General features: G+C 46.6%; 29 protein-coding genes and 4 tRNA genes. 28 read left to right on the top strand and 5 right to left on the bottom strand.

The window, feature by feature from the left end:
* The first annotated feature begins 3 nt into the window (after window positions 1-3).
* Genes AS006_RS07320 through fliE form a run of 5 tightly spaced genes read left to right on the top strand, consistent with a single transcriptional unit; the run spans window position 4 to window position 3,236 of the window.
* Window positions 4-1,077, top strand: coding sequence for a type IV pilus twitching motility protein PilT (locus tag AS006_RS07320; protein WP_199167489.1), 1,074 nt, complete (start codon window positions 4-6; stop codon window positions 1,075-1,077).
* Window positions 1,077-2,126: a peptide chain release factor 1 gene (gene prfA / locus AS006_RS07325; protein ID WP_101513686.1), complete on the top strand. Its 1,050-nt coding sequence runs from the start codon at window positions 1,077-1,079 to the stop codon at window positions 2,124-2,126. The genes AS006_RS07320 and prfA overlap by 1 nt, the downstream gene beginning before the upstream one ends.
* A 16-nt stretch (window positions 2,127-2,142) precedes the next feature.
* On the top strand, window positions 2,143-2,526 hold the full coding sequence (gene flgB / locus AS006_RS07330; RefSeq protein WP_101513687.1) for a flagellar basal body rod protein FlgB: 384 nt from the start codon (window positions 2,143-2,145) through the stop codon (window positions 2,524-2,526).
* A complete protein-coding gene (gene flgC, locus AS006_RS07335) occupies window positions 2,523-2,945 on the top strand; it encodes a flagellar basal body rod protein FlgC (RefSeq protein ID WP_101513688.1) in 423 nt (140 codons plus the stop codon). The genes flgB and flgC overlap by 4 nt, the downstream gene beginning before the upstream one ends.
* Before the next feature lie 6 nt (window positions 2,946-2,951).
* Window positions 2,952-3,236 carry a flagellar hook-basal body complex protein FliE gene (fliE, locus tag AS006_RS07340; RefSeq protein ID WP_101513689.1) on the top strand — a complete coding sequence of 95 codons (285 nt, stop codon included), beginning with the start codon at window positions 2,952-2,954 and terminating at the stop codon, window positions 3,234-3,236.
* Here fliE and AS006_RS07345 read toward each other — a convergent pair.
* On the bottom strand, window positions 3,217-3,591 hold the full coding sequence (locus AS006_RS07345; protein WP_101513690.1) for a cyclophilin-like fold protein: 375 nt from the start codon (window positions 3,589-3,591) through the stop codon (window positions 3,217-3,219). The two genes, fliE and AS006_RS07345, sit on opposite strands and share 20 nt — an antisense overlap.
* 45 nt (window positions 3,592-3,636) lie before the next feature.
* A tRNA-Leu gene (locus tag AS006_RS07350) sits at window positions 3,637-3,726 on the bottom strand.
* A 121-nt stretch (window positions 3,727-3,847) separates the two neighbouring features.
* Here AS006_RS07350 and sufC point away from each other — a divergent pair.
* From sufC to sufU, 5 genes are read left to right on the top strand one after another with little or no spacing between them, the layout of a single operon-like run.
* Window positions 3,848-4,588, top strand: coding sequence for a Fe-S cluster assembly ATPase SufC (gene sufC / locus AS006_RS07355; RefSeq protein WP_101513691.1), 741 nt, complete (start codon window positions 3,848-3,850; stop codon window positions 4,586-4,588).
* The gene (sufB, locus tag AS006_RS07360; RefSeq protein WP_101513692.1) at window positions 4,585-5,979 is read left to right on the top strand and encodes a Fe-S cluster assembly protein SufB; all 1,395 of its coding nucleotides are present in this window, start codon (window positions 4,585-4,587) and stop codon (window positions 5,977-5,979) included. Before sufC ends, sufB begins: the two co-directional genes overlap by 4 nt.
* A gap of 10 nt (window positions 5,980-5,989) precedes the next feature.
* Complete coding sequence (locus tag AS006_RS07365; protein ID WP_101513693.1) at window positions 5,990-7,096, top strand: SufD family Fe-S cluster assembly protein; 1,107 nt, start codon at window positions 5,990-5,992, stop codon at window positions 7,094-7,096.
* On the top strand, window positions 7,074-8,315 hold the full coding sequence (locus AS006_RS07370; RefSeq protein ID WP_101513694.1) for a cysteine desulfurase: 1,242 nt from the start codon (window positions 7,074-7,076) through the stop codon (window positions 8,313-8,315). The genes AS006_RS07365 and AS006_RS07370 overlap by 23 nt, the downstream gene beginning before the upstream one ends.
* Window positions 8,312-8,728, top strand: coding sequence for a Fe-S cluster assembly sulfur transfer protein SufU (gene sufU, locus AS006_RS07375; protein ID WP_199167491.1), 417 nt, complete (start codon window positions 8,312-8,314; stop codon window positions 8,726-8,728). Before AS006_RS07370 ends, sufU begins: the two co-directional genes overlap by 4 nt.
* On the opposite strand, the gene AS006_RS07380 is transcribed toward sufU, so the two are convergent.
* Complete coding sequence (locus tag AS006_RS07380; protein WP_233185687.1) at window positions 8,706-9,698, bottom strand: hypothetical protein; 993 nt, start codon at window positions 9,696-9,698, stop codon at window positions 8,706-8,708. The genes sufU and AS006_RS07380 overlap by 23 nt on opposite strands.
* A 41-nt stretch (window positions 9,699-9,739) precedes the next feature.
* On the opposite strand from AS006_RS07380, the gene AS006_RS07385 reads away from it, so the two are divergent.
* The 17 genes from AS006_RS07385 (at window position 9,740) to AS006_RS07465 (ending at window position 21,854) form a co-directional block, all read left to right on the top strand.
* Complete coding sequence (locus AS006_RS07385) at window positions 9,740-10,345, top strand: histidine phosphatase family protein (RefSeq protein WP_101513697.1); 606 nt, start codon at window positions 9,740-9,742, stop codon at window positions 10,343-10,345.
* Window positions 10,346-10,381: 36 nt separating this feature from the next.
* Window positions 10,382-10,458, top strand: a tRNA-Cys gene (locus tag AS006_RS07390).
* A gap of 54 nt (window positions 10,459-10,512) precedes the next feature.
* The gene (locus tag AS006_RS07395; protein WP_101513698.1) at window positions 10,513-11,520 is read left to right on the top strand and encodes an extracellular solute-binding protein; all 1,008 of its coding nucleotides are present in this window, start codon (window positions 10,513-10,515) and stop codon (window positions 11,518-11,520) included.
* A 14-nt stretch (window positions 11,521-11,534) separates the two neighbouring features.
* Window positions 11,535-12,638 carry an ABC transporter ATP-binding protein gene (locus tag AS006_RS07400; RefSeq protein WP_101513699.1) on the top strand — a complete coding sequence of 368 codons (1,104 nt, stop codon included), beginning with the start codon at window positions 11,535-11,537 and terminating at the stop codon, window positions 12,636-12,638.
* Entirely contained in the window at window positions 12,635-13,423 is a 789-nt protein-coding gene (locus AS006_RS07405) for an ABC transporter permease (protein ID WP_101513700.1), read from the top strand. Before AS006_RS07400 ends, AS006_RS07405 begins: the two co-directional genes overlap by 4 nt.
* Window positions 13,420-14,190 carry an ABC transporter permease gene (locus AS006_RS07410; protein ID WP_101513701.1) on the top strand — a complete coding sequence of 257 codons (771 nt, stop codon included), beginning with the start codon at window positions 13,420-13,422 and terminating at the stop codon, window positions 14,188-14,190. The genes AS006_RS07405 and AS006_RS07410 overlap by 4 nt, the downstream gene beginning before the upstream one ends.
* 26 nt (window positions 14,191-14,216) lie before the next feature.
* The gene (serS, locus tag AS006_RS07415) at window positions 14,217-15,494 is read left to right on the top strand and encodes a serine--tRNA ligase (RefSeq protein ID WP_101513702.1); all 1,278 of its coding nucleotides are present in this window, start codon (window positions 14,217-14,219) and stop codon (window positions 15,492-15,494) included.
* A gap of 1 nt (window position 15,495) precedes the next feature.
* Window positions 15,496-16,164: a 16S rRNA (uracil(1498)-N(3))-methyltransferase gene (locus tag AS006_RS07420; RefSeq protein ID WP_101513703.1), complete on the top strand. Its 669-nt coding sequence runs from the start codon at window positions 15,496-15,498 to the stop codon at window positions 16,162-16,164.
* 19 nt (window positions 16,165-16,183) lie between these two features.
* Window positions 16,184-16,573: a hypothetical protein gene (locus AS006_RS07425; protein ID WP_101513756.1), complete on the top strand. Its 390-nt coding sequence runs from the start codon at window positions 16,184-16,186 to the stop codon at window positions 16,571-16,573.
* Between the two features lies 1 nt (window position 16,574).
* Complete coding sequence (locus tag AS006_RS07430) at window positions 16,575-17,174, top strand: NUDIX domain-containing protein (protein ID WP_101513704.1); 600 nt, start codon at window positions 16,575-16,577, stop codon at window positions 17,172-17,174.
* Window positions 17,120-17,935 (top strand): 4-(cytidine 5'-diphospho)-2-C-methyl-D-erythritol kinase, encoded by an 816-nt coding sequence (gene ispE / locus AS006_RS07435; protein ID WP_101513705.1) that lies wholly within the window; start codon window positions 17,120-17,122, stop codon window positions 17,933-17,935. Before AS006_RS07430 ends, ispE begins: the two co-directional genes overlap by 55 nt.
* A 1-nt stretch (window position 17,936) precedes the next feature.
* Window positions 17,937-18,449 carry an adenine phosphoribosyltransferase gene (gene apt, locus AS006_RS07440; protein WP_199167495.1) on the top strand — a complete coding sequence of 171 codons (513 nt, stop codon included), beginning with the start codon at window positions 17,937-17,939 and terminating at the stop codon, window positions 18,447-18,449.
* Window positions 18,450-18,462: 13 nt separating this feature from the next.
* Window positions 18,463-19,809: a glucose-6-phosphate isomerase gene (locus tag AS006_RS07445; protein ID WP_101513707.1), complete on the top strand. Its 1,347-nt coding sequence runs from the start codon at window positions 18,463-18,465 to the stop codon at window positions 19,807-19,809.
* On the top strand, window positions 19,806-20,036 hold the full coding sequence (locus tag AS006_RS07450; RefSeq protein ID WP_199167497.1) for a hypothetical protein: 231 nt from the start codon (window positions 19,806-19,808) through the stop codon (window positions 20,034-20,036). Before AS006_RS07445 ends, AS006_RS07450 begins: the two co-directional genes overlap by 4 nt.
* A complete protein-coding gene (gene coaE, locus AS006_RS07455) occupies window positions 20,030-20,602 on the top strand; it encodes a dephospho-CoA kinase (protein WP_101513708.1) in 573 nt (190 codons plus the stop codon). The genes AS006_RS07450 and coaE overlap by 7 nt, the downstream gene beginning before the upstream one ends.
* The gene (locus tag AS006_RS07460) at window positions 20,599-21,081 is read left to right on the top strand and encodes an RsmD family RNA methyltransferase (RefSeq protein WP_233185688.1); all 483 of its coding nucleotides are present in this window, start codon (window positions 20,599-20,601) and stop codon (window positions 21,079-21,081) included. Before coaE ends, AS006_RS07460 begins: the two co-directional genes overlap by 4 nt.
* Complete coding sequence (locus AS006_RS07465; protein WP_101513710.1) at window positions 21,078-21,854, top strand: bifunctional 2-polyprenyl-6-hydroxyphenol methylase/3-demethylubiquinol 3-O-methyltransferase UbiG; 777 nt, start codon at window positions 21,078-21,080, stop codon at window positions 21,852-21,854. Before AS006_RS07460 ends, AS006_RS07465 begins: the two co-directional genes overlap by 4 nt.
* On the opposite strand, the gene AS006_RS07470 is transcribed toward AS006_RS07465, so the two are convergent.
* A tRNA-Val gene (locus AS006_RS07470) sits at window positions 21,833-21,907 on the bottom strand. The genes AS006_RS07465 and AS006_RS07470 overlap by 22 nt on opposite strands.
* Before the next feature lie 109 nt (window positions 21,908-22,016).
* Between AS006_RS07470 and AS006_RS07475 the strand changes: the two genes are divergently transcribed.
* Window positions 22,017-22,103 (top strand) — tRNA-Leu (locus AS006_RS07475).
* 6 nt (window positions 22,104-22,109) lie between these two features.
* Here AS006_RS07475 and AS006_RS07480 read toward each other — a convergent pair.
* Window positions 22,110-23,117: a lysylphosphatidylglycerol synthase transmembrane domain-containing protein gene (locus tag AS006_RS07480; RefSeq protein ID WP_101513711.1), complete on the bottom strand. Its 1,008-nt coding sequence runs from the start codon at window positions 23,115-23,117 to the stop codon at window positions 22,110-22,112.
* Window positions 23,118-23,145 lie beyond the last annotated feature (28 nt).

Consider the following 23,145-nt stretch of genomic DNA (forward strand, 5'->3'; position numbering starts at 1 on the left):
ATCGTGACGGACAAATCATTTTTGAAGATCATCACGGAAGCCTATGGTTTGAGGGCAACCGATGTTCACATCTCAGCCGGTTGCCCTCCCTATTATCGGATCGATGGAAAACTCGTCCCCCAGGAAAAATACGGTAAGTTTACCAGAGAAGATGTGATGAACAGCTTGAAAGAACTCTTTCTGGAAATAGGACACCCCTTTCCTCCAAAAGAAAAAGAAGTGGATTTTTCCTTCACCGTAGGAGATGCGATCAGGGTAAGGGGAAACCTTTATTACGAAAGGAAAAACCCTGCCGTTGCCTTCAGGTTGATTCCAAAAAAGATCAGAACGTTTCAGGAACTTGGGCTTCCCGAGATTTTGAAGACGTTCGTTGAAAGAAAATACGGCCTTGTACTGGTTGCTGGACCAACGGGAAGTGGAAAATCCACAACCCTCGCTGCCATGATAGACCATATAAACGAGAACTTTCCGTACCACATAATAACGATAGAGGACCCTATAGAGTACGTTTTCACCAACAAAAAGTCCGTCATACATCAAAGAGAACTCGGTTCCGACACAGACTCCTTCTACAACGGCCTAAAATACGCACTCAGACAAGACCCGGACGTGATACTCGTTGGAGAAATGAGAGATCTCGAGACGATGGCACTCGCCCTCACTGCAGCGGAGACGGGACATCTCGTCCTCGCAACGGTTCATACGAATTCTGCTGCCTCCGCTCCAGAAAGGATCATAGACGTCTTTCCAGCACACCAGCAAAGACAAATCGCCCTTCAACTTGCAAACACTCTGATCGCTGTCATCTATCAGAGACTCGTTCCAAAGGCAAACGGAATAGGCTTCACACCCATCGTAGAGATCATGGTGGGAACACCGGCTGTCAGAAACCTGATAAGAGAAAACAAGATCCATCAACTGGAGTCAGTTATACAGGCAGGTGCTAGGCACGGTATGATTCTCTTCGACGATGCCCTGGTGAAGGCAGCTCTCAGGGGAGACATCTCGAAGGAAGATGCTATTCAGTTTGCCAGAAACCAGGAGGAGGTGGCCAGAAGATTAGGAGTGAAGGTTTAGTGGAAAAGATCTCTTCAGTCCTGAAGGAGAAAAAGAAAGAGCTGGAAAAACAGCTGTCCAGACCCGATCTGAACCCGGAAGAGATGAAAAACTACGGAATAGAGTACGCAAAGCTTGAAGAGATAGAGAGCATCGTGAACAGGATAAAGGAAACACAGGAGTTCATAGAACTTCTGAAAGAAGAGGAAGAAAACGAACAGGAGATCGACAGGTACGAAAAAGAACTCGATAGCCTCTTTCAGGAACTCTTCCTTTTGCTGTCTCCTGAAACAGGAGATAAAGCGATCGTAGAGATCAGGCCAGGAACAGGTGGAGAAGAGGCCGCTCTGTTTGCGCGCGACCTTTTCAGGATGTACACGAGGTATGCAGAAAGGAAAGGCTGGAACGTGGAAATCGCTGAGATGCATGAGACGGATCTAGGAGGAGTGAAGGAATCGGTCTTCTTTGTAAAAGGAAAAAACGCCTACAGTATTCTGAAATACGAAAGTGGTGTTCACAGAGTTCAGAGGGTGCCGATCACGGAATCTGGAGGTAGAATTCACACCTCAACAGCAACCGTCGTGGTCCTTCCCGAGATAGAAGAGAAAGACATCGAGATAAGACCAGAGGACCTTAAGATAGAAACCTTCAGAGCCTCGGGACACGGTGGCCAGTACGTGAACAAAACAGAGTCCGCCGTGAGGATCACCCACATTCCAACGGGAATCGTCGTTTCCTGTCAGAACGAAAGATCGCAGTATCAGAACAAACAGACTGCTTTGAGGATCCTCCGCGCACGTCTCTATCAGCTTCAGAGAGAACAACTGGAGAAAGAACTCTCTCAGAAGAGAAGATCACAGATAGGAACAGGAGAGAGAAGTGAGAAAATCAGAACCTACAACTTCCCACAGAACAGGGTCACCGATCACAGGATAAACTACACCTCTTACAGGCTTCAGGAGATTCTCGATGGAGATCTCGATGAGATCATAGCAAAATTGATAGAACACGATATAGAAAACAACATCGAAGAAATTTTAGGAATGAATACCTCAAATGGAGAACATTAACAGTGGAGGTGTGAAAATGTTCAACTCCAACTTCTACACACTGAAGCAAGCGATGGATGTTTCACTGTTGAGACAGAAAGTGCATTCACTCAACATAGCGAATGTGAGCACTCCCGGTTACAAGAGAAAGTACGTGGCGTTCGAAGAGTTCTTGAAGGAATCGAAGACGAAACTTGAACTCACGAGGACCAGTGAGAAACATATGGGAGGCTCTCAAAGGGTCGTGGAGCCACGTGTTCTGACACAGGACGATACAATCATGAGAAACGACGGTAACAACGTGGACATCGACTACGAAATGGTTCAGCTTGTGGAAAACGGGCTCAGATATCAGGTTCTCACCAGACTCATGTCGATGAACATAGACAGATACAACGCTGTCCTGAGGAGTGTGAGATGATGAGCGAATTCGATATAATGAACATCAGCGCAACGGGTATGTCCGCACAGAGGCTCAGAGTTGAGATCGTCTCCACAAACATAGCGAACGCAGAAACCACCAGGACAGAAACAGGAGAGCCTTACAGAAGGAAAGTCCCAGTTTTTGCTGAATACCTGAGAAGAACAAGAGATGGTAAAATAGAGAGTGCAGGTGTGAAGGTAGTGAAAATAGAGGAGGATACATCACCCTTCAGACTCGTTTACGATCCCACACATCCTGATGCAGACGAAAACGGATACGTGAGGATGCCGAACGTGAACATAGTCAGGGAAATGGTCGATCTTATAAACGCTCAGAGGGCCTACGATGCGAACGTGGCGGCGTTCAACGTGACCAAGAACATGGTAAACAGTGCCCTTCAAATTGGAAGGGGGTAATAGGACATGGTGGATAGGATAGAAGGACTCGGTCCCATAGAAGACGCTGGGAAGGTCCAGAAGAAAAAGGATGGTGACTTTTCAAAAGCTTTGAAAGAAGCTCTGGAAAAAGTAAACGATATCCAGAAAAGAGCAGAGAAACTGACAGATGATTTTGCTCAAGGGAAAATCAGCAACATCCACGAAGTTATAATAGAAGCTGAGAAGGCTTCGATCGCTCTCAGACTCACCGTCGAGGTGAGAAACAGGATCGTTGAAGCATACAGAGAGATCATGAGGATGCAAATCTGACGGTGACCCTCTCACCGTCTTTCACTTTTTTCAGATCTTTTAGTCCTTCAATGATCTTTCCTATCACGTTCACAGCGCTTGCTGGCCTTATTTTGTCATCGCTGATGGGAGTTTTCCCGAAGAACAGGCACAACGCCCTTCCAGGAGGCCAATAGCCAACATCTCCTATTTCTACCACTTCCCTGGGATTTTCCATCTTCTGAACGCTCACAGGAGTTGAAAAGTAGATCTCCTCACCCCAGGTGTTCACCGTGCTTTCGAATGGGATTTTTTCTTTCAGTCTCTCAACCACCTCGCAGGATTCATCCAGTTCGATGAGACATCTTGCATTTTCGAATACCAGTTCCACCTTCATAACATCCCTCCAGAAAAAGAGGCACCTTTCTGGTGCCTCGGTGTCTGGTGCCGGGGATCGGACTCGAACCGACACGGGGTTGTAAACCCCAGCGGATTTTAAGTCCGCTGCGTCTGCCAATTCCGCCACCCCGGCCCATTTTTTATTATACCACCAGACCTCCCTTACTATTTCAACCTTAAAAATTTCGAACGAAAGGGTTATTCTCTCAAGACATGGTATAATAAATTAGGAAAACATAAGAGGAGGGAACAGGATGCTTGAAATTAAAGATCTGCATGCGAAGTTGAGGGACGAGGAAAAGGAAATACTGAAAGGAGTAAACCTCAAAATAGAAAAAGGTGAAGTGCACGTTCTCATGGGGCCAAACGGCAGTGGGAAATCCACTCTTGCAAACGTTGTAATGGGAAACCCAAAGTACGTTGTAACAAAAGGAGACATCCTCTTTGAAGGACGCTCTATAAAAGACCTACCACCTGACGAAAGGGCAAAGCTAGGTATCATGATGACATTCCAGAATCCCTACGAGATAGAAGGGGTGAAGTTTTCACAGTTTCTCATCACATCGCACAGAAAGGTTCACGGAGAAGAGAAAAACTACCTTGAACTCAGAAGAGAACTGGAAAACCAGTCAGAAAAGCTGGGACTCGGAAGAGATTTTCTCGAGAGATACCTGAACGTTGGATTTTCCGGCGGCGAGAAAAAGAGATCCGAAATCCTTCAGGCTCTTTTTCTGAAACCCAAGCTTCTCATACTCGATGAGATAGACTCAGGCCTCGATGTGGACGCACTCAAACTCATAGCAAAGACTATTGCCGATCTCAACAAAGAGAGGGTCACGCTTCTCATCATCACCCACTACAAAAGACTTTTGGATTATCTGGAAAGGATTGACAGAGTACATGTTTATGTGGATGGTCGCATAGTGAAAAGCGGTGGAGCGGAACTTGCTGATGAAGTTGAGGAAAAGGGTTACAGCCTGGAAGGAGTGAGATGATGGAAAGAATCATCCTAGATGATTCCAGATTCAACTTCGTTCCCAAAGTGAAAACTGCCTACAAAGCTCCTCCAGGGCTCAATGAAAGGTTGATAGAAGAGATATCCCGGGCAAAGAATGAGCCAGAATGGATGCTGAAACATCGGCTCGAATCCTTGAGGATATTCAAGGAGTGGCACAACCCGAGGTTCGGTGTGGACATCTCTGAACTCGATCTGGGAAAGATCGTATCCTACATAAGACCCGATGCAAAAAAAGGTGCTTCCTGGGAAGAGGTACCCGAGGAGGTGAAAGAAGCCTTTGACAGGCTGGGAATACCCGAAGCCGAAAAGAAATACCTTGCCGGCGTTGGAGCGCAGCTTGATTCAGAGATCGTTTATCAGAACATAAAGAAAGAACTGGAAAAACTCGGTGTTATTTTTCTGGACATGGAGAGTGCCGTGAGAGAGTATCCCGATCTTGTGAAGGAGTACTTCATGAAACTCGTTCCCAACACCGATCACAAGTTCGCTGCACTTCATGGAGCCATCTGGAGCGGAGGAACTTTCCTGTACGTCCCAGCCAACGTGAAGATTCCCATGCCTCTTCAGGCTTACTTTTTGATGAGTAATCCCGGAATGGGACAGTTCGAACACACCATCATCGTTGCAGAAGAAGGCAGTGAAGTCACCTTCATAGAAGGATGCTCAGCTCCAAGATACAACGTCATCAATCTCCACGCCGGAATGGTTGAGATATACGTCAAACGAGGAGCAAAGGTCAAGTACCTCACCATACAGAACTGGAGCAAAAACACCTACAATCTCAACACGAAAAGATCGATCGTCGAGGAAGAGGGTTCGATGACGTGGGTGTCTGGATCCCTTGGCAGTTACAAGACTATGCTGTACCCGATGACGATACTCAAGGGAAAGGGTTCAAGGGCAGAGAGCATGTCCATCACGTACGCAGGACCAGGCCAGCACATGGATACAGGTTCGAAAGTCGTTCACCTTGCCCCGTACACGAGTTCTCTTGTGAGCGCAAAGAGTATTTCTCTTGGCGGTGGATGGGCCTTCTACAGGGGCCTTCTGAAGATCACAAAAGAGGCTGTGAACAGTAAGGCATCCGTGGAATGTGCGGCTCTGATGCTCGACAACAAATCGAAGAGTGACACAGTTCCCATAATAGAGGTGGAAACAGACAAAGCAGACGTGGGGCATGAGGCAAGGATTGGAAGAATAGGAGAGGATCAGATATTCTATCTCATGAGTAGAGGTCTCTCAGAACAGGAGGCAAAATCGATGATAGTGAAAGGATTTGTGGAACCAGTTGTGAAGGAGCTCCCATTTGAGTACGCCGTCGAGCTCAACAAACTTCTCGAACTGGAAATAGAAAAGAGTATAGGGTGAGGTGTTCGATATGGAAAAAACGCTGGTACTGGAACACGATGGAGAAAAAGCGGTCGTCTGGGAGACCCCACAGATATTCTCAGAAAACGACTATGGATACGATGTTCTGGAGAAAGCGCTGGAGAAAACAGAAGGACCCTTAAAAGAATGGAGACGAAAGAAGTTCCTGGAATACTACAAAGAATGGGGATTTCCAAAGTGGAAAAGATGCAGTCTTGATGGAATGGTACTTCCGGAACTTTCGTTCAACCACGTGGACCTTGATGTGGACATATCCCTTCTTGAGAAACTCGACTTTGAAGGATCACACAGAAAGTTCGTTCTTCTTGGAGACGCGTTCTTTACGGATTTTAAGATATACGGAGATGGGAAGCATCTGATCAGATCCGAAGATGGAGTGGAGAACGTTCTTGTGATTGTGGAAAAAGAGGCGGAGATCCACAGGATATCAAAGGTGAGGAGATTCAGAAACACGGTGATGAGGATCCTTGTGAAAAGAAACGCCACGTTGAAGTTCATCAACGTGGATCTCTCAGGAGATTTCACCTTCGACAACGCGTTCATCGTGCTCGAAGAAGGTGCAAAACTTTCGATGAGGGACTTCAGAGCGTTCGGTCACAGAAAGGTTGGATACGTTCTTGTGAAGAAGAGTAAACTGAGCGAGACGGATATGAGATCTTACTTCTATCAGAACGGAACAGGCATAACGGACCTCCTCTACCTCATGAGGTTTGAAGGTGAGGAAGCGAAGGGAAGGTTGAAGGGAAACGGTGTGGTGGATGGATTTGGGAAAATCGTCTTTCGTGGCATACTGGATGTGAAAAGAGGTTCGAAGAACATCGTTGCCGAGGAGGCAGAACACACTCTCATACTCTCTCCTGAGGCTCGCATGGAAGCCATTCCGAGTCTGTGGGTGGACGAGAACGAAGTTACAGCTTCTCACTCTGCAAGCTCGTCCTCTCTCGACGAAAACCAGCTCTTCTACATCATGTCCAGGGGGATTGACGAGGCTGAAGCGAAAAAGCTCATCGTGAGGGGAATCTTTTCAGATCTTCTGGACGAACTGGAAGAATCTGTCAAAGGAGATGTGGAAGATGTTGTCAACCAGATTGTATGAAGATTTTCCTATACTGAAGACAAAAATAAACGGAAAAAGACTCGTCTACCTGGACAACGCGGCCACCACGTTGAAACCAAAACGTGTTGTGGAAAAACTGAAAGAGTTCTACTACACAAGTTACTCGAATGTTCACAGGGCTGTTCACACCCTTGCTTCCCGTGCCACAGTTGAACTCGAAGAATCCAGGGAGAAATTTGCAAATTTTCTGGAAGTTTCTCCACAGGAGATCATCTTCACCTCTGGAACCACGATGGCGATAAACCTGGTCGTTGTGTCTCTTTTGAGAAGCGGCCTGTTGAAAGAGGGCGATCTGGTGCTCATCTCTCTCCTTGAACACCATGCAAATTTTGTTCCCTGGCTTAGGCTTTCCAGATTTTACGGTTACAGACTCGAATACATCAGGCCGTCTGGAAGGTTCGGTACACTCGAGATGGACGATCTAATGAAACACGAAGGAAAGAATCCGAAAGTCATCGCCATAACTGGTCTTTCAAATGTAACCGGTCAAAGAATACCATTTGAGGAACTGCGCAACATCTTCCCGAATGCGATCGTAGTGCTCGATGGCGCACAGCTTTTGCCACACGAACGAGTAAAACCGAAGGAAATCGGTGTGGATTTTCTTGCTTTCTCCCTTCACAAGATGCTCGGCCCCACGGGAGTGGGTGTGCTTTACGGAAGGAAAGAACTCCTCGAACAGATGGAACCCTTCCTCTACGGTGGGGAGATGATCGATAGAGTGTCTTTGGAGGATGTGACCTTCAACGAACTTCCGTACAAATTCGAGGCGGGAACACCGAACATAGCAGATATCGTCGCTTCGAAGGAGGCACTGGCCTATCTTGAAGAAATCGGGTTCGAAGCAGTGCATGAGAGGGTAAAAAGATTGACCCAACTAGCCTTGGAGAAGCTCCTCAAGGTAGATGGAGTGGAACTCTACGGTCCCTTAGACGAAAGACAGCATGGAATCGTTTCTTTCAACATAAAAGGGGTTCATCCACACGATGTGGCCCATATTCTAGATCAGGAATTTGGTGTGGCCATAAGAAGCGGTCATCACTGTGCACAACCTTTGATGAATCTTCTGAAAGAACAATCCCTTCTGGACTTTCCGAATTCTACCTGCAGGGCGAGTTTCTATCTCTACAACACGGAAGAAGATGTTAGAATCTTCGTGGAGGGCGTGAAAAAGGTAAAGGAGTGGTTTTCAAGATGATCTACTCAGAAGCCATCCTGGACTATGCGAACTCAAAGAAGTTCAGGGGAAAAGTGGAAGACGCCAGCGTCGTGGAGGAAGGAAAGAACATATCCTGTGGTGACGAGATCACACTCTACCTGAAGGTGGAAGACGGTGTGATAAAAGACGCCAGATTCGAGGGAATAGGATGTGCTATCAGTCAGGCTTCTGCTTCTTTGATGATAGAGAGGATCATAAATGAGAGTCTGGAAAACGTTGAATCCATAGTTGAAGAAGCAGAGAAGATGGCGCGGGGTGAGCCTTTCGATGGACAGAAACTGGGAAACGTTTCGATCATGTCCGACATAAAGAACTACCCCGCAAGAGTAAAATGCTTCCTTCTTGCCTGGAAGACATTGAAAGAAGCACTCAAAAAGATCTCACAGTCTTGAGAAAATCGATGAGGTATCCCTTAAGGTAAGAAGAGACCTTTCTTACGAGTTCCAGAGTGTAGCGTTTCAGATTGACAAGATCTCCTCTTTTGTCTGCCTCTTTGAATTCTTCTGCCGAAACGACGGTGAAACTCTTCAAATTACCGCTTCTTTCTTTCAGTCTGTCGCCAAAAACCTTCTTTAACTCCCTGTGGATCTTTGGAAAGTACGAAAGCGCAAGTTCCCTGATCCCCTGAACAAGGTGCCATTCTGATTTCAGAAAGATGGGCTCTGCCTCCTCTATCGTTCTTATCGTTTCCTCGTCACCTGAGTAGATGAGGTACGCAAGATAATCGTCGTACACGTAGTGTGCGTTCATCAACATCTTCATGATGGATCTGTCGAAGAGCGATTGAAGGATCTCTCCGACCTCTCCTGGTGTGTTGTGATAGGGTTGAGAAAGGTCTTCTATGTAGTGAAGAGCCCTTGCAAGGAACCTGTAGCCCCAGTATCTGTCACCTTTTCTGAACGCCTCTTTTGCAAGATCGTGGAAGTAGTAGAAACTCTTGTCTGCTTCGAAAAATTCAAGTCCCATGATGCGATATTTCATATGGCGCACTCCCTGGCTGTTTCCTATAAGAAACTGATACGATGAAAGCCCCAGTCCCTGGTCCATTCCCCAGTCTGGTTCAGAAGAGTAAACGGTCAGTATCTGCCATGCGGGAACTTTTCCATCAACGGGTGAAGGGTTCGGAGGAAGCAAGGCTCCTTCCCATGCTTCCATCGTGTCTTTGCCACAGACATCTTCGAGAACGAGTTTTGAGAGATTGTAAAACCTTTCTTCCTGATAGGTATAGGGGGTGATTTTCACCATCTCGTCTGGTACAATATCTTTCACGATGTAATACGTTAGCCCCTCGTGTCCACTCCAGGAAAAAACAAGGGCTGAAACGGCCACAAAAAGAACAAAAAGAATCGTTCTCAAAACCACCACCTCCCATTAGAGTCTAGCACAAAGAGGTGATCTTACGAATGAGACTTTATCTGATAAGACACGGGGAAACCATCTGGAACGAAAAGGGACTGTGGCAGGGTATCACGGACGTCCCACTGAACGAAAAAGGAAAAGAGCAGGCAAAAAAGCTGGCGGAAAGGTTGAAAAGAGTGGATGCGATCTATTCCAGCCCACTCAAAAGATGCCTTGAGACTGCAAGAGAAATCGCTGAAAGATTCAAAAAAGAGGTCATCGTCGAAAAGGATCTTCGTGAGTGTGAAATATCTTTATGGAACGGTCTCACAGTAGAGGAAGCAATGAGAGAGTATCCGGAGGAGTTCAAAAAGTGGTCGGCAGATCCGAATTTTGGAACAGAGGGACTGGAATCGATGAAGAGTGTTCAGGATCGAATGGTGAGGATTATGATGAAGATCGTTTCTCAGGAAAGATTGAACAATTCAAACGATGTTGTCATAGTATCACATTCTCTTTCTTTGAGATCCTTCATCTGCTGGGTTCTTGGACTTCCCCTTCGGCTTCATCGAAACTTCAAACTGGACAACGCCTCCCTGAGCATCGTGGAGTTGGAAAGCAGGCCAAGGCTCGTTCTACTGAACGACACGTGTCACCTTGAAGACACTTGAACACCCACGTATGTATGGTATTATATCTATGTGGACGGCGGCGTAGCCAAGCGGTCTAAGGCGGGGGTCTGCAAAATCCCTATTCGTGGGTTCGAATCCCACCGCCGCCTCCAGAAAGCCAGGCTACACGGCCTGGCTTTTTATATTGGAGAAAGGAGGTATGGAAGATGAAAAAGCTTCTTCTTGCCCTGCTCATGCTGGCGTCTTTCATGGTCTTTGCAAAAGCCACCCTTCACATCTACAACTGGGCAGACTACATCCCTGAAGACGTGATCAGAGCGTTCGAAGAAAAGTACAACTGCCGCGTGATTTATGACACCTACGCATCGAACGAAGAAATGTACGCAAAGTTCAAGGCCGGCGGTGGAAAAGGATACGATCTCATCTTTCCCTCGGGTGATTACGTCTCGATCATGTCAAAAGAGGGTATGCTTCAGAAACTTGATCTTTCCAGAATACCGAACTTCAAGTACCTCGACAAAGATATTCTTGCAAAGACCACTTACGACCCGAACCATGAATACAGTGTGCCTTACATGATGGGTTCAACGGTTATCATCGTGAACAAAAAGTACGTTAAAGAGTACGAAAAATCCTGGTCCATCTTCGAAAGAGAAGATCTGAGAGGAAGGATGACTCTTCTCGACGATATGAGAGAAGTGCTTGGAGCTGCTCTGAAATACCTCGGATATTCCGTCAACACAAAAAATCCTAAAGAACTGGAAGAGGCAAAACAGGTCGTTCTCAGATGGAAAAAGAACATCGCCAAGTTCGATGCCACGTCGTATGCCGATGGAGTGGTTACCGGTGAATACTGGGTGGTTCACGGATACGCAGAGGATGTGTACCAGAGGATACCGGAAGGAGAAGAGGAAAACTTCGATTTCTTCATACCGAAAGAAGGAGGAACACTGTGGATAGACAACATGGTGATACCAAAAGGGGCAAAGAACGTAGATCTTGCATACGAGTTCATCAACTTCCTTCTTGAACCACAAAATGCCGCAAAGATAGCCGATTACCTGGGTCTTCCTTCACCGAACGTGGAAGCTCGAAAATACATGGAAACAGAGCCGATATATACCCTGGAAGACCTCAAAAACTGTGAATTCATAGAGGACGTCGGAGAGGCCCTCGAACTTTACAACAAAGTCTGGCTTGAAATCATAATGTGATGGAGTGAACGGAATTGATAGGCGGAGAGGTCCTGATAAAAAACGTTGACAAGTTCTTCGGTGACTTCCATGTACTGAAAAACGTCTCTCTAACTATAAAGAAGGGAGAGTTCTTCTCCATTCTCGGACCTTCTGGATGTGGAAAAACCACACTTCTTCGTGTGATAGCAGGTTTCGAAGACGTGGAAAATGGGGACGTACTTCTGGATGGAAGATCCATATTGAACCTGCCCCCCAACAAAAGGCCTGTGAACATCATCTTTCAGAACTATGCACTGTTTCCTCACCTCACAGTGTTCGAGAACATAGCGTTTCCCATGAGAATCAAAAAGCTACCCGAAAGCGAGATAAAAAAGAAAGTAGAGGAACTCCTTTCTCTGATAAGGATGGAAGAACACGCAAACAAGATGCCCTCTCAACTCTCAGGTGGCCAAAAACAGAGAGTAGCGATCGCGAGGGCCCTCGCAAACGAGCCGAGGGTCCTCCTTCTCGATGAACCACTGAGCGCCCTCGACGCAAAACTGAGGCAGGAACTTCTTGTGGAACTGGACAACCTTCACGACAGAGTTGGCATCACGTTTATCTACGTAACGCACGACCAGACAGAAGCGATCAGTGTTTCAGACAGGGTTGCACTCATGAACGAAGGGGAGATCGTACAGGTTGGAACCCCCTATGAAGTCTACGAGAGTCCTGCCAGCGTTTTTGTTGCCACCTTCATAGGGGAGACCAACCTCATGAAGGCAGAGGTCCTGGACGTAGAAGACGAGTATTACGTCGTGAAAAGTCCTGGACTTGGGGAGTTCAGATGTTACAAGGACAAAGAGGCTAGAAAGGGAGACAGATTGATTATCACACTCAGGCCAGAAAAGATAAGGATATCAAAGAAAAAGTTCGAGTCTGGTGGTACCCTCAACGTCTTTCACGGAGTTGTGGAAGAAGAGATCTACATGGGGCACCAGACGAAGTACTTTGTTCGTCTCGACGAGGGCTATATACTGAAAGTTTACAAACAGCATGCAAAATACATACTGGACGAGCCGATCATAAAATGGGAAGACGAAGTCTTCGTTGCGTGGGATCCCGATGACAGTTTCATTGTAGAGGTGTTGAAATGAGATACGTCTATCTTCTATGGCTGATTTTTCTGTTCGTCTTGCCGATTTCCATCATCTTCGTCTACAGCTTTCTGGAACCACAGATCTACGGTGGCGTCCAGTGGAACTTCACACTGAACGCTTACAGGTATCTTCCAAAGTATCTGAACCTCATATGGAGGTCTATCTGGATAGCGGGAACAGCCACCCTCATCACCCTCGTCGTGGCACTTCCGGTTTCTTTCTACATAGCGAAGAGCCGCCTGAAGAACTTCCTTCTTCTGCTCACGGTCGTTCCCTTCTGGACCAACTCACTCATAAGGATCTATGCCTGGAAGATCGTTCTTGGAAACAACGGAATAATAAACCAGTTCCTCAACCTTCTAGGATTTGGCCCCGTGCAGTTTCTCTACAATCCTTTCGCCGTCATTCTCGTGATAGTTTACACCTACTTACCCTTTGCCATACTGCCGCTCTACGCTGCCATGGAGAAGATAGAAAACAGCATTCTTGAAGCCTCTCTGGATCTCGGAGCCAGCAAGATGTACACGTTCACAAGGGTTCTGCTTCCGAACGTTCGTATGGGGCTTCTCACGGCCTTTGTTTTTGTCTTCGTACCCGCTCTTGGATCTTATGCGATCCCCGATCTTGTCGGAGGCGTTTCCTCCAGGATGATAGGGAACGAAATCGTCAGACAGCTCATGACCATCAGGAACTGGCCGGTCGCATCCGCCATGTCGAATCTCCTCACACTAATAGCACTTCTGAGCATCATAATCGTGATGAAAAGGAGAGGGAAAAGTTGACGCCGGGTCGATTTATCAAGACAGTGGTTATCTTGACCATGGTGTTTTTCTATCTGCCTCTCGCCATAGTCATCATCATGTCGTTCAACGCGGCAAAATCGCCCGCGTGGGCGGGTTTCACTCTGAGGTGGTACGTGGAACTTTTCACCAGGGAGTACTCCGTGTGGAATTCTTTCAAGAATTCACTGATAGTGGCGATCGTCTCGAGTGTGATAGCAACGTTCATAGGGACTGTGACAGCGGTCGAGCTCTACTGGAGGAAAACTCGCATTGAAAGCACCATCTGGTTTCTCACCTACTTACCCTTTGTGGTGCCCGATGTGATCATAGGAATATCGCTTCTTCTGCTCTTTTCCATGCTCAAAATGCAACTTGGACTTACCACCATCATCCTGGCACACATCACTTTCTCCATTCCGTACACAATGATGATCGTGTATTCAAGGCTTCAGGACTTCGACAAGAACATAATAGAAGCAGCGTATGACCTGGGAAGTACGGACCTGCAGGTTTTCTACAGGGTCATCATACCGAACCTTGTTCCCGGAATAGTGGCGGCGTTTCTTCTTGCTTTCACCCTGTCCATCGATGACTTCGTTATCACTTTCTTTGTCGCAGGACCGGGCTCAACTACGCTTCCCATACAGATATACTCCATGATAAGGTTCGGTATCTCCCCGACGGTGAACGCCATCTCCACCTTCATGATCGTTGGAACGATCTTTCTTGGGTTCATACTCAGAAAATTCGTGAAGTACATATTCTGATAGAATTGAAATGAAGGAGGGATAGGATGATAGACATAAAACTCATCAGACAGGATCCCGACTTTGTGAAAGATGCCCTGAAAAAACGGGGCGAAGATACAGATATCATAGACAAGATACTGGAGATCGACAACGAATGGCGTTCTGTGATCACAAATCTCAATGAACTCAGGGCAAAAAGGAACGAGATTTCTAAAAATGTGGCAAAGCTGAAAAAGGAAAGAAAATCCTCCGAGGCGAATGTGCTGATCGAAGAAGGAAAAAGAATCGGCGAGGAAATAAAGTTGCTCGAGGAAAAAGAGAGAGAACTCCAGTCGAAGCTGAATGACCTTCTTCTCAGAATACCGAACATTCCCCATGAATCCGTCCCCGTTGGTTCCGACGAGTCTCAAAACGTTGAAGTGAGAAGATGGGGTGAACCGAGAAGATTCGACTTTGCTCCCCTGGCACACTGGGACCTCGGACCTGCCTGGGGACTCATGGACTTCGACAGGGCCTCCAAACTCAGCGGCTCCAGGTTCACGGTGATGTACGGAAAACTTGCAAGACTGGAGAGGGCACTCATAAACTTCATGCTCGACGTTCACACAAAGGAGCACGGCTACACGGAAGTGTGGGTTCCACACCTTGTGAGAAGAGAAACGATCACGATCACAGGACAGCTTCCAAAGTTCGAAGAAGAACTTTACCTGACAGAAAAAGATGATCTGTTTCTCATACCAACAGCAGAAGTACCCCTAGTAGCCCTTCACAGTGGTGAGATCCTTGAAGAAAAAGACCTTCCAAAGAAATACGTTGCCTACACCCCATGTTACAGAAGAGAAGCCGGCAGTTACGGGAAAGATGTACGTGGAATGATCAGGCAGCACCAGTTCGACAAGGTGGAGCTCGTCTGGGTCACCACACCGGAGAGATCCTTCGACGATCTGGAACAACTGGTAAGGGATGCCGAAACCATCCTTCAAAGGCTTGGGCTTCCCTACAGGGTCGTTTCTCTCTGCACAGGAGATCTTGGATTCGCTTCCGCCAAAACGTACGACATAGAGGTGTGGCTTCCGTCCTACAACGCATACAAGGAGATATCATCCTGCAGTAACGTGACGGATTTTCAGGCAAGAAGGGGTAACATGAGGTACAGAAGAAGATCAGACGGCAAACTCGAACTCGTTCACACCCTGAACGGCTCAGGCATTGCTGTGGGAAGAACACTGGTTGCGATTCTGGAAAACTACCAGCAGCCAGATGGGAGCGTTAAAGTCCCGGAGGCACTCGTTCCTTACACAGGTTTTGAGGTGATACCGTAGAATGCCTCACCTGTTCTACGGAACACCGCGAAATGGTGAGATCGTTTTTGATGAAAGAGAAGCACACCATATGAGAGTTGTGAGACTGAAAGAAGGGGAAACAGTAGAAGCAACAGACGGTGAGGGGTTTTCTTACACCTGTGTTTTGATTGAGCTGAAAAAAAGCAAAGCAACTGCTAAAATTCTGAAAACCGAGAAAAAAGAAGAAGAGCCCTCTGAAAAACTGAAGGTGATCGTTCCAGTTGGTCGATGGGAGAGGACACGTCTTTTGATAGAAAAGTGTGTGGAACTCGGTGTGGATGAAATACTGCTTTACAGGTTCGAAAGATCTCAGCACAGTGTCAGTCTGGAAAAATCGTTGCTTGTGGTCAGAGAGGCAGCAAAGCAATGCAGAAGATTCCTCTTTCCAAAGGTGAAAATGATGGAAAATCTCGATTTCGATGAGAAAGTGATCACCCTTGATCCGGATGGTTCTGTCAATCTACTCGAAATGGATGTATCCGGGAGTATAACGATCGTTGTGGGACCGGAAGGGGGATTTTCCGAGAGAGAAAAAGAACTTTTGAAGAAAAGAACGATCCTAGTGAACCTTGGAAGGAAAATCCTGAGGTTCGAAACGGCAGCCATTCTAACTGTAGGATACATCGCTCTGAGAAAACAAAAAATCTGAACGGAGGTGGGTGGTTTTCATGAAAAAAGGTGAAAAGATCCTCTCCTTTGTGAAACAGGAAAAGGAACTGATCGAAGACTACAGAAAAAAGCTCCACGACGTGAAGAGAAGCGATGAGGTGGGAGATGTTTTCATCGAATTTGCTCTCAGATTCCTGGAGAAGGTTCTGGACGATTTCGACGCAGCGGACTACACAGAAGACATCAGTTTCGATCCAGAGAAAGAAGAGTACACGTTGAGTGAGAGATTGAAGAAAAAAATAGGTGAAGAGCTTCTCACAAAGAGCGACCTTTCAGCTATACTCCAGAGGTTCTGTGAAACAGCCGCACACAGGTGGAAACAGTTGAAAGCAGACGAAGAAAAGACGAATTTCTTCAAAAGACCGGGCCACGAGGTGGGAAGAGAGTGAGATGAAAGACGAAAAAATCCTTGTCGTGAAAACAGAGGAAGTGTACAGAGAATTCGGAAGGTTCGAAGGCTTTCTGAAAACGGATCTGGGAGAGTTTCTCGATTTTCTGAAAAGATACGGTTTTTTTCGAAAGAGGATGGAAGCAGAGTACGACGAATCGACAAAGCAGGTCATTCCGTACGTTGTGATACTGGATGGCAACAGGGTTCTTCTCACAAAGAGAACTCCGAAGCAATCGGAGAAGAGATTGCACAACCTGTATTCTCTTGGAATAGGAGGACACGTTCGGGAAGAAGACGGGAAAACACCACAGGAAGCATTTCTGAAGGGATTGGAGCGAGAAATGAACGAAGAGGCAGAGATCGAGCTGAAGGAACTGGAGTTTCTCGGTCTGATAAATTCCTCTTCCACCGAAGTGAGCAGGGTACATCTTGGTGCTCTTTTTGCTGGAAAGGGTAGGTTCATTTCGATGAAAGAAAAAGAACTGTTCGAATGGCATCTCGTCGGGTTTGATGAACTGGGGAAATACCTGGGAGTGATGGAGGGATGGTCGAAGATAGCAGCAAGCGTTCTGCTGAACTTGTTTCACCCGCAAAACTGAATCTCTATCTCGATGTCCTTGGAAAGAGGGCAGACGGATACCACAACGTACTCGGGCTTTTTCAAACGATCTCTCTGTACGACACAATTTCAGTGGAAATCTGCAAAGAAGGTTTCTTTCTGGAAAGCAACATCGATCTGCCTGAAAACAACACGATCAGGAAAACCTACGAGATTTTCAGAGAAGAGACGAAACTGGTGTTCGGGCTAAAAGTGAAACTGGAAAAGAGAATACCGATCGGATCCGGTCTTGGAGGGGGCAGTTCAAACGCCGCCACCGTTTTGAAATACCTTGGAGAGTTGTTCAACGTACCCTTTGAAAAACTCATTGAGATGGCGATCAAGGTGGGAAGCGATGTACCTTTTTTCCTGTACGGAGGAACGGCCGTGGTGAGGGGAAAGGGAGAAATCGTAGAAAAACTTCAGGATATAACGGGCTACTCTGTGGACCTTTTCGTTCCACCCGTTTCCTCTTCGACCAAAAAAATGTACAGCCTCCTCACACCGGACATGTACGGGAAAGGACCGGGCGACATAGAAGAACTCCACAGAGCCTATCTGGAAAGAGATTATGAGAAGATAAAAAAACTCTCGTACAACGTGTTTGAAAGGATATTCCTTGAGAAACATCCCGGTGTTCTACAGGGTCTGGAAAGATTCGGAGAAGGGTCCATTCTAAAAATGATGACCGGAAGTGGGAGCGCTTTCTTTGCACTCTATCCATCGAACGAGAAGAAATACCTGTTCATAGGAGGTGTCTGAATTGGATCTGAAACAGTTCATTAGGGACATACCGGATTTTCCACAAAAAGGAATCATCTTCAGAGACATCACACCACTCCTCAAAGACAGCAGGGCTTTCAGAGAGGCCATCGACAGAATGTGTGAACTCGTCTCAGACAGGGAGTTCGATCTGGTTGTTGCCCCCGAGGCGAGGGGTTTCATTCTCGGATCCGCCATGGCTTACAAACTGGGAAAGGGATTCGTTCCCGTGAGAAAACCCGGAAAGCTCCCCTACAGGACCGTGTACGAGGAGTACCAACTGGAGTACGGAACCGAACAACTTCACATCCACGAAGATGCGATAGAAAGAGATCAGAAAGTCCTCATAGTGGACGATGTGCTGGCAACGGGCGGAACAGCAGAGGCACTGATAAGGCTGGTCAAAAAACTCGGAGGGGAAATCTCTGCTCTTGCCTTTCTTGTGGAACTTTCCTACCTGAGCCCGAGAAAAAGGCTCGAAGGTTACGACATCAAGACACTGATAGTTTACTGAGGGGTGAAAAAGGATGGCTTTGAAGTTTGATTTTTCAAATCTTTTTGAACCGAACATCTCCGGTGGTCTGAGAGAAGAAGATCTGGTGAGAGCAAAGGAAAAGGTGATAGAGGCGATAAAGAATTTCACTGAGAACACGCCGGATTTTGCCAGACTGGACAGAGAATGGATCGATTCGGTGAAGGAACTCGAGGAGTGGGTGGTGAACTTCGACACGGTGGTCGTTTTGGGAATTGGGGGATCTGGTCTTGGAAACCTTGCCCTTCATTATTCGCTGAGACCTCTGAACTGGAACGAGATGTCGAGAGAGGAAAGAAACGGCTATGCGAGAGTCTTCGTTGTGGACAATGTAGATCCTGATCTCATGGCCTCTGTTCTCGACAGGATAGATCTGAAGACTACACTGTTCAACGTGATCTCAAAATCCGGATCCACAGCTGAGGTCATGGCGAACTACTCGATCATAAGGGGGATTCTGGAAGCAAACGGTTTGGATCCGAAAGAACACATCCTCATCACAACAGATCCAGAGAAAGGCTTTTTGAGAAAAATGGTGAAAGAAGAGGGTTTCAGAAGTCTTGAGGTTCCTCCCGGTGTTGGAGGAAGATTCAGTGTGCTGACACCCGTTGGCCTGTTCTCTGCCATGGCAGAGGGAATCGACATAGAAGAACTCCACGAGGGAGCCCGGGATGCGTTCGAGAGATGCAGGAAGGAAGACCTGTTCGAGAATCCAGCGGCGATGATCGCCCTCACACACTATCTCTATCTGGAAAGAGGAAAGAACATCTCCGTCATGATGGCATACTCCAACAGGATGACGTACCTCGTGGACTGGTACAGGCAGCTGTGGGCAGAAAGCTTGGGAAAGAGATACAACCTGAGAGGTGAGGAGGTCTTCACGGGCCAGACACCGGTGAAGGCAATAGGGGCAACCGATCAGCACTCTCAGATACAGCTTTACAACGAAGGCCCGAACGACAAGGTGATAACATTTCTGAGGGTGGAAAACTTTGACAGAGAGATAATCATACCGGACACCGGAAGAGAAGAGCTCAAATACCTTGCAAGAAAAAGACTCTCTGAACTTCTTCTTGCAGAACAAACAGGAACAGAGGAAGCCCTCAAGAAGAACAACAGACCGAACATGAAAGTGATCTTCGACAGACTCACCCCTTACAATGTAGGTCAGTTCTTCGCTTACTACGAGGCTGCAACGGCCTTCATGGGGTATCTTCTTGAGATCAACCCCTTCGATCAGCCGGGTGTGGAACTTGGAAAGAAGATCACATTCGCTCTTATGGGAAGAGAAGGTTACGAGTACGAAATAAAAGATCGCATCAAGAAGGTGATCATAGAATGAGCATCTTCGAAGAGGTAATGCACGAGGGTGAGATGGTCTTTTTCATAGAGGGAGGTCCACTCGGAGAAGAGGGAACCTACATCGTCGTCTCAGACGATCCCACAGCTGAGGAGAGGATATCGAAAATAATAGAAAAACTGAACACTTCGAGCGTTATATTTCTTGCGATGGATGAGTACGAGAGATTCAAATCAGAACTTGAAAAGAAGGCAAAGAGAGTATGGTGATAGGTGTCACGGGGAAGATAGGTACAGGAAAGACAACCGTTTGTGAGGTGCTGAAGAGGGACTATGGAGCCTACGTAGTGAACGTGGACAGGATCGGCCATGAGGTTCTGGAAGAGGTGAAAGAAAAACTCGTCGAATTGTTCGGTGAGTCGATTTTGGAAGATGGAAAGGTGAGCAGAAAAAAACTGGGTGAGATCGTATTCAGTTCCGAAGAGAAACTGAAAAAACTCGAACAAATCGTTCATCCACTAATGAAAAAAAGGGTGGAAGATATCGTGAAGAAAAGGAGCGGCCTTGTCGTGATAGAGGCCGCACTTCTGAGAAGAATGAAACTGGACACGCTCTGTGACCACATTATCACCGTTGTTGCAGAAGAAGAGAAGATCATCGAGAGAAAAGAATCTGCAAAAGAGAGGCTGAAATTTCAAAAAGATGTGATTCCTCAGGGAATCGTCATTCCAAACAACTCTTCGATCCCAGATCTTGAAAAAAAGATTAGGGAAGTGATGAGTCTCATATGGGAGAGACACGAATCACAGGAGGCGAATACAGAGGAAGAAAGTTGAAAACAGGAGATTTCTTTAGACCCACCATGTCTTCTGTGAGAAACGCCCTCTTTAACATGGTGGATGTGGAAGGAAAGAGCTTTCTGGAGCTCTTCTGTGGTAGTTGTGTCGTGAGCTGTGAGGCTTTGAGCAGAGGAGCAAGTAGAGTCGTGTGTGTTGACAAATCAAAGAGAGCTCTCAAGATATGCAAAGAAAACCTTGAAACAATAGGAAGATCCGCTAAGTTGATCTGCAAAGATACCGTAGATTATTTGAAGACAGCCAAAGAAAAATTCGACGTCATCTTTCTCGATCCTCCCTACGAAGACGTCGATATTATCGGAAAGACACTGGAGCTTCTTCCGAAGGTGATGAAAAAAGACAGTCTGGCGATTCTCGAAAAGAGCAAGAGGATCAGTTTGAATCTTTCCGGCTTTGAGATCGTCAAGAGAAAAGACTACGGCGAAACAGAACTTGTTTTTCTGAAGGTGAAAGAATGATTGTGAGTCCCTGGGAGTATTACAGCAGAATCGCAAAAGAGTACGATTCCATGTATGAAACACCGAAATGGAGGCTCTATCACCGACTCATTCAATCTTTTTTGAGTGAACACCTAAAGGAGCCTTGTAAAGTACTGGATCTTGGAGGAGGTACGGGAAGATGGAGTTTGCTTCTTCAGGGAAAAGGCTTTGATGTGACGCTGGTTGATCCCTCCGAGGAAATGCTGAAAATCGCAGGAGAAAAGGGTGTGAAGAAACTTCTGAAGGCTCGTGCAGAAGATCTTCCCTTTCCTTCGTGTTCCTTTGATGCTGTGCTGGCCATGGGGGATGTTCTGAGTTACGTTGAAAACAAAATTAAGGCGTTTTCCGAGATAGCAAGAGTTCTGATAGTAAATGGCCTCCTACTAGCTACGGTGGACAACTTCTATACCTTTCTCCAAAACATAATAGAGGAAGATGCCTGGGAGAAGATTCCTCGCTTTTTGAAAACTCAAACCCTTGAGGTAGGAAACACGCTTTTTTCCTTCAATTCCTACGCATTCAAACCCGAAGATATTGAGTCCATAGAGGGTTTTGACACGATCGACGTGCGTGGAATAGGAGTCTTTGACTACTCTGAGGTTCAGCTGAGAGAAAAAGAGGATATGATCTTCGAGATGGAGAAAGAATTTTCCAGAGATAGAGCCATTCTATGGAGGGCAGAGCACATATTCTTCGCTCTAAAAAAGAAAGAGGAGCCTTTCGGCTCCCCTGGTGGGTGCGGCAGGGATTGAACCTGCGACCTCTTCCTCGTCAAGGAAGCGCTCTCCCACTGAGCTACGCACCCATCACCGTTTAACTATGATACTACAACCTCGGATCCATGTCAAGGTGAAAATTCCCATCGAGGGTACTTGAAAAGTCCAGGAAGTTGTGCTAATATATCTTTCGGAGTTGCCGAGGTGGTGGAACTGGCAGACACGCATGGTTGAGGGCCATGTGGGCTTCGGCCCGTGCGGGTTCAAGTCCCGCCCTCGGCACCAGAAAAATCAGCCGGAGGATTTTTCCTCCGGTTTTTTTGTTAACCCGCCAATTCCAAGGATGATTCCCAGGATGATGAACAGGTAGTAGTTGAAGAACCTCCAGATGAGGAGTGATGTGACTGCATCCGTTTTTCTGATGAGGTTCGAATAGACAACATAGTAAACAATCTCCACAGCACCACTTGCACCGGGTGTGGGAACAAAATAAACAACCAGGCTCAAAGCAAGTTGAATCGTGATTATCTGAAAAAGGGACACCTCTATTGATGGATTCACAGCTTTCATCGAAAGATACGTACTTGTGTGGATTGCTGTAATCATCGCTCCAGAAAGAGCTATCGTGATGAGGGTTTTTGTTCTGGAGGACCTCCAAAGTTTTTTCATGGTAGATATGTAGCTCAGGATCCTTTCTCTTATAAGACCTTCCACCTCTTCCTTACTCTTCTTGGAGAAGAACACAATGATCTTCATGACAAATCTGGACAGAAAAAACTTTTCAAGAAACCTTCTGCTGAAGGAAAGAAACATTATGAAAACATAAAAAGCGAAAGCAAGAACGATTCCAATGAAGAAGAGATCTCCCAGGATTCCCAGAGAACGAAATGTATCAAGATAGAGAAGGAAGAAGAAAAAACCGGACACAACTGTAAAGGAAAACGATGAGAAAAATCTCACCGCTATCACCGAAGCCGCTTTCTCGAAAGGAACACCGGATTTCACAAGGTGGTAGATCTGAAAGGGCTGGCCTCCGGCCGCAAATGGAGTTATAGTACTGGCATAGAATCCCCACAACGAATTTGAAAGACACGTTTTGAAGGATATCTTTTCAAGAAGAATGCAAGTCCTCAGAGCATCGATGGTGATCACCACAAGAAAATTCAGAAAAAGCAAAAGAATGAACTCAAGATCCAGATGCCTCAAATCCTTCCATACTCTTCCACTGCCTGCAAGAGACACCACAAGAACGACCGCACCTACTCCTATGATCACTGGAAGAAGAACGTTCCGCCTCATATTCATCTCCTCTCCACTGGTGTCTGCT

Source organism: Thermotoga sp. SG1, from assembly GCF_002865985.1.
GTDB lineage: Bacteria > Thermotogota > Thermotogae > Thermotogales > Thermotogaceae > Thermotoga.

What these genes read in the sequence shown, in the direction of transcription:
- flgB (WP_101513687.1), top strand. Translation starts at nt 2,143, where the DNA reads ATGTTCAACTCCAACTTCTACACACTGAAGCAAGCGATGGATGTTTCA.
- flgC (WP_101513688.1), top strand. Translation starts at nt 2,523, where the DNA reads ATGATGAGCGAATTCGATATAATGAACATCAGCGCAACGGGTATGTCC.
- fliE (WP_101513689.1), top strand. Translation starts at nt 2,952, where the DNA reads ATGGTGGATAGGATAGAAGGACTCGGTCCCATAGAAGACGCTGGGAAG.
- AS006_RS07345 (WP_101513690.1), bottom strand. Translation starts at nt 3,591, where the DNA reads ATGAAGGTGGAACTGGTATTCGAAAATGCAAGATGTCTCATCGAACTG.
- sufC (WP_101513691.1), top strand. Translation starts at nt 3,848, where the DNA reads ATGCTTGAAATTAAAGATCTGCATGCGAAGTTGAGGGACGAGGAAAAG.
- sufB (WP_101513692.1), top strand. Translation starts at nt 4,585, where the DNA reads ATGATGGAAAGAATCATCCTAGATGATTCCAGATTCAACTTCGTTCCC.
- AS006_RS07365 (WP_101513693.1), top strand. Translation starts at nt 5,990, where the DNA reads ATGGAAAAAACGCTGGTACTGGAACACGATGGAGAAAAAGCGGTCGTC.
- AS006_RS07370 (WP_101513694.1), top strand. Translation starts at nt 7,074, where the DNA reads ATGTTGTCAACCAGATTGTATGAAGATTTTCCTATACTGAAGACAAAA.
- sufU (WP_199167491.1), top strand. Translation starts at nt 8,312, where the DNA reads ATGATCTACTCAGAAGCCATCCTGGACTATGCGAACTCAAAGAAGTTC.
- AS006_RS07385 (WP_101513697.1), top strand. Translation starts at nt 9,740, where the DNA reads ATGAGACTTTATCTGATAAGACACGGGGAAACCATCTGGAACGAAAAG.
- AS006_RS07395 (WP_101513698.1), top strand. Translation starts at nt 10,513, where the DNA reads ATGAAAAAGCTTCTTCTTGCCCTGCTCATGCTGGCGTCTTTCATGGTC.
- AS006_RS07405 (WP_101513700.1), top strand. Translation starts at nt 12,635, where the DNA reads ATGAGATACGTCTATCTTCTATGGCTGATTTTTCTGTTCGTCTTGCCG.
- serS (WP_101513702.1), top strand. Translation starts at nt 14,217, where the DNA reads ATGATAGACATAAAACTCATCAGACAGGATCCCGACTTTGTGAAAGAT.
- AS006_RS07420 (WP_101513703.1), top strand. Translation starts at nt 15,496, where the DNA reads ATGCCTCACCTGTTCTACGGAACACCGCGAAATGGTGAGATCGTTTTT.
- AS006_RS07425 (WP_101513756.1), top strand. Translation starts at nt 16,184, where the DNA reads ATGAAAAAAGGTGAAAAGATCCTCTCCTTTGTGAAACAGGAAAAGGAA.
- AS006_RS07430 (WP_101513704.1), top strand. Translation starts at nt 16,575, where the DNA reads ATGAAAGACGAAAAAATCCTTGTCGTGAAAACAGAGGAAGTGTACAGA.
- ispE (WP_101513705.1), top strand. Translation starts at nt 17,120, where the DNA reads ATGGTCGAAGATAGCAGCAAGCGTTCTGCTGAACTTGTTTCACCCGCA.
- AS006_RS07445 (WP_101513707.1), top strand. Translation starts at nt 18,463, where the DNA reads ATGGCTTTGAAGTTTGATTTTTCAAATCTTTTTGAACCGAACATCTCC.
- AS006_RS07450 (WP_199167497.1), top strand. Translation starts at nt 19,806, where the DNA reads ATGAGCATCTTCGAAGAGGTAATGCACGAGGGTGAGATGGTCTTTTTC.
- coaE (WP_101513708.1), top strand. Translation starts at nt 20,030, where the DNA reads ATGGTGATAGGTGTCACGGGGAAGATAGGTACAGGAAAGACAACCGTT.
- AS006_RS07465 (WP_101513710.1), top strand. Translation starts at nt 21,078, where the DNA reads ATGATTGTGAGTCCCTGGGAGTATTACAGCAGAATCGCAAAAGAGTAC.
- AS006_RS07480 (WP_101513711.1), bottom strand. Translation starts at nt 23,117, where the DNA reads ATGAGGCGGAACGTTCTTCTTCCAGTGATCATAGGAGTAGGTGCGGTC.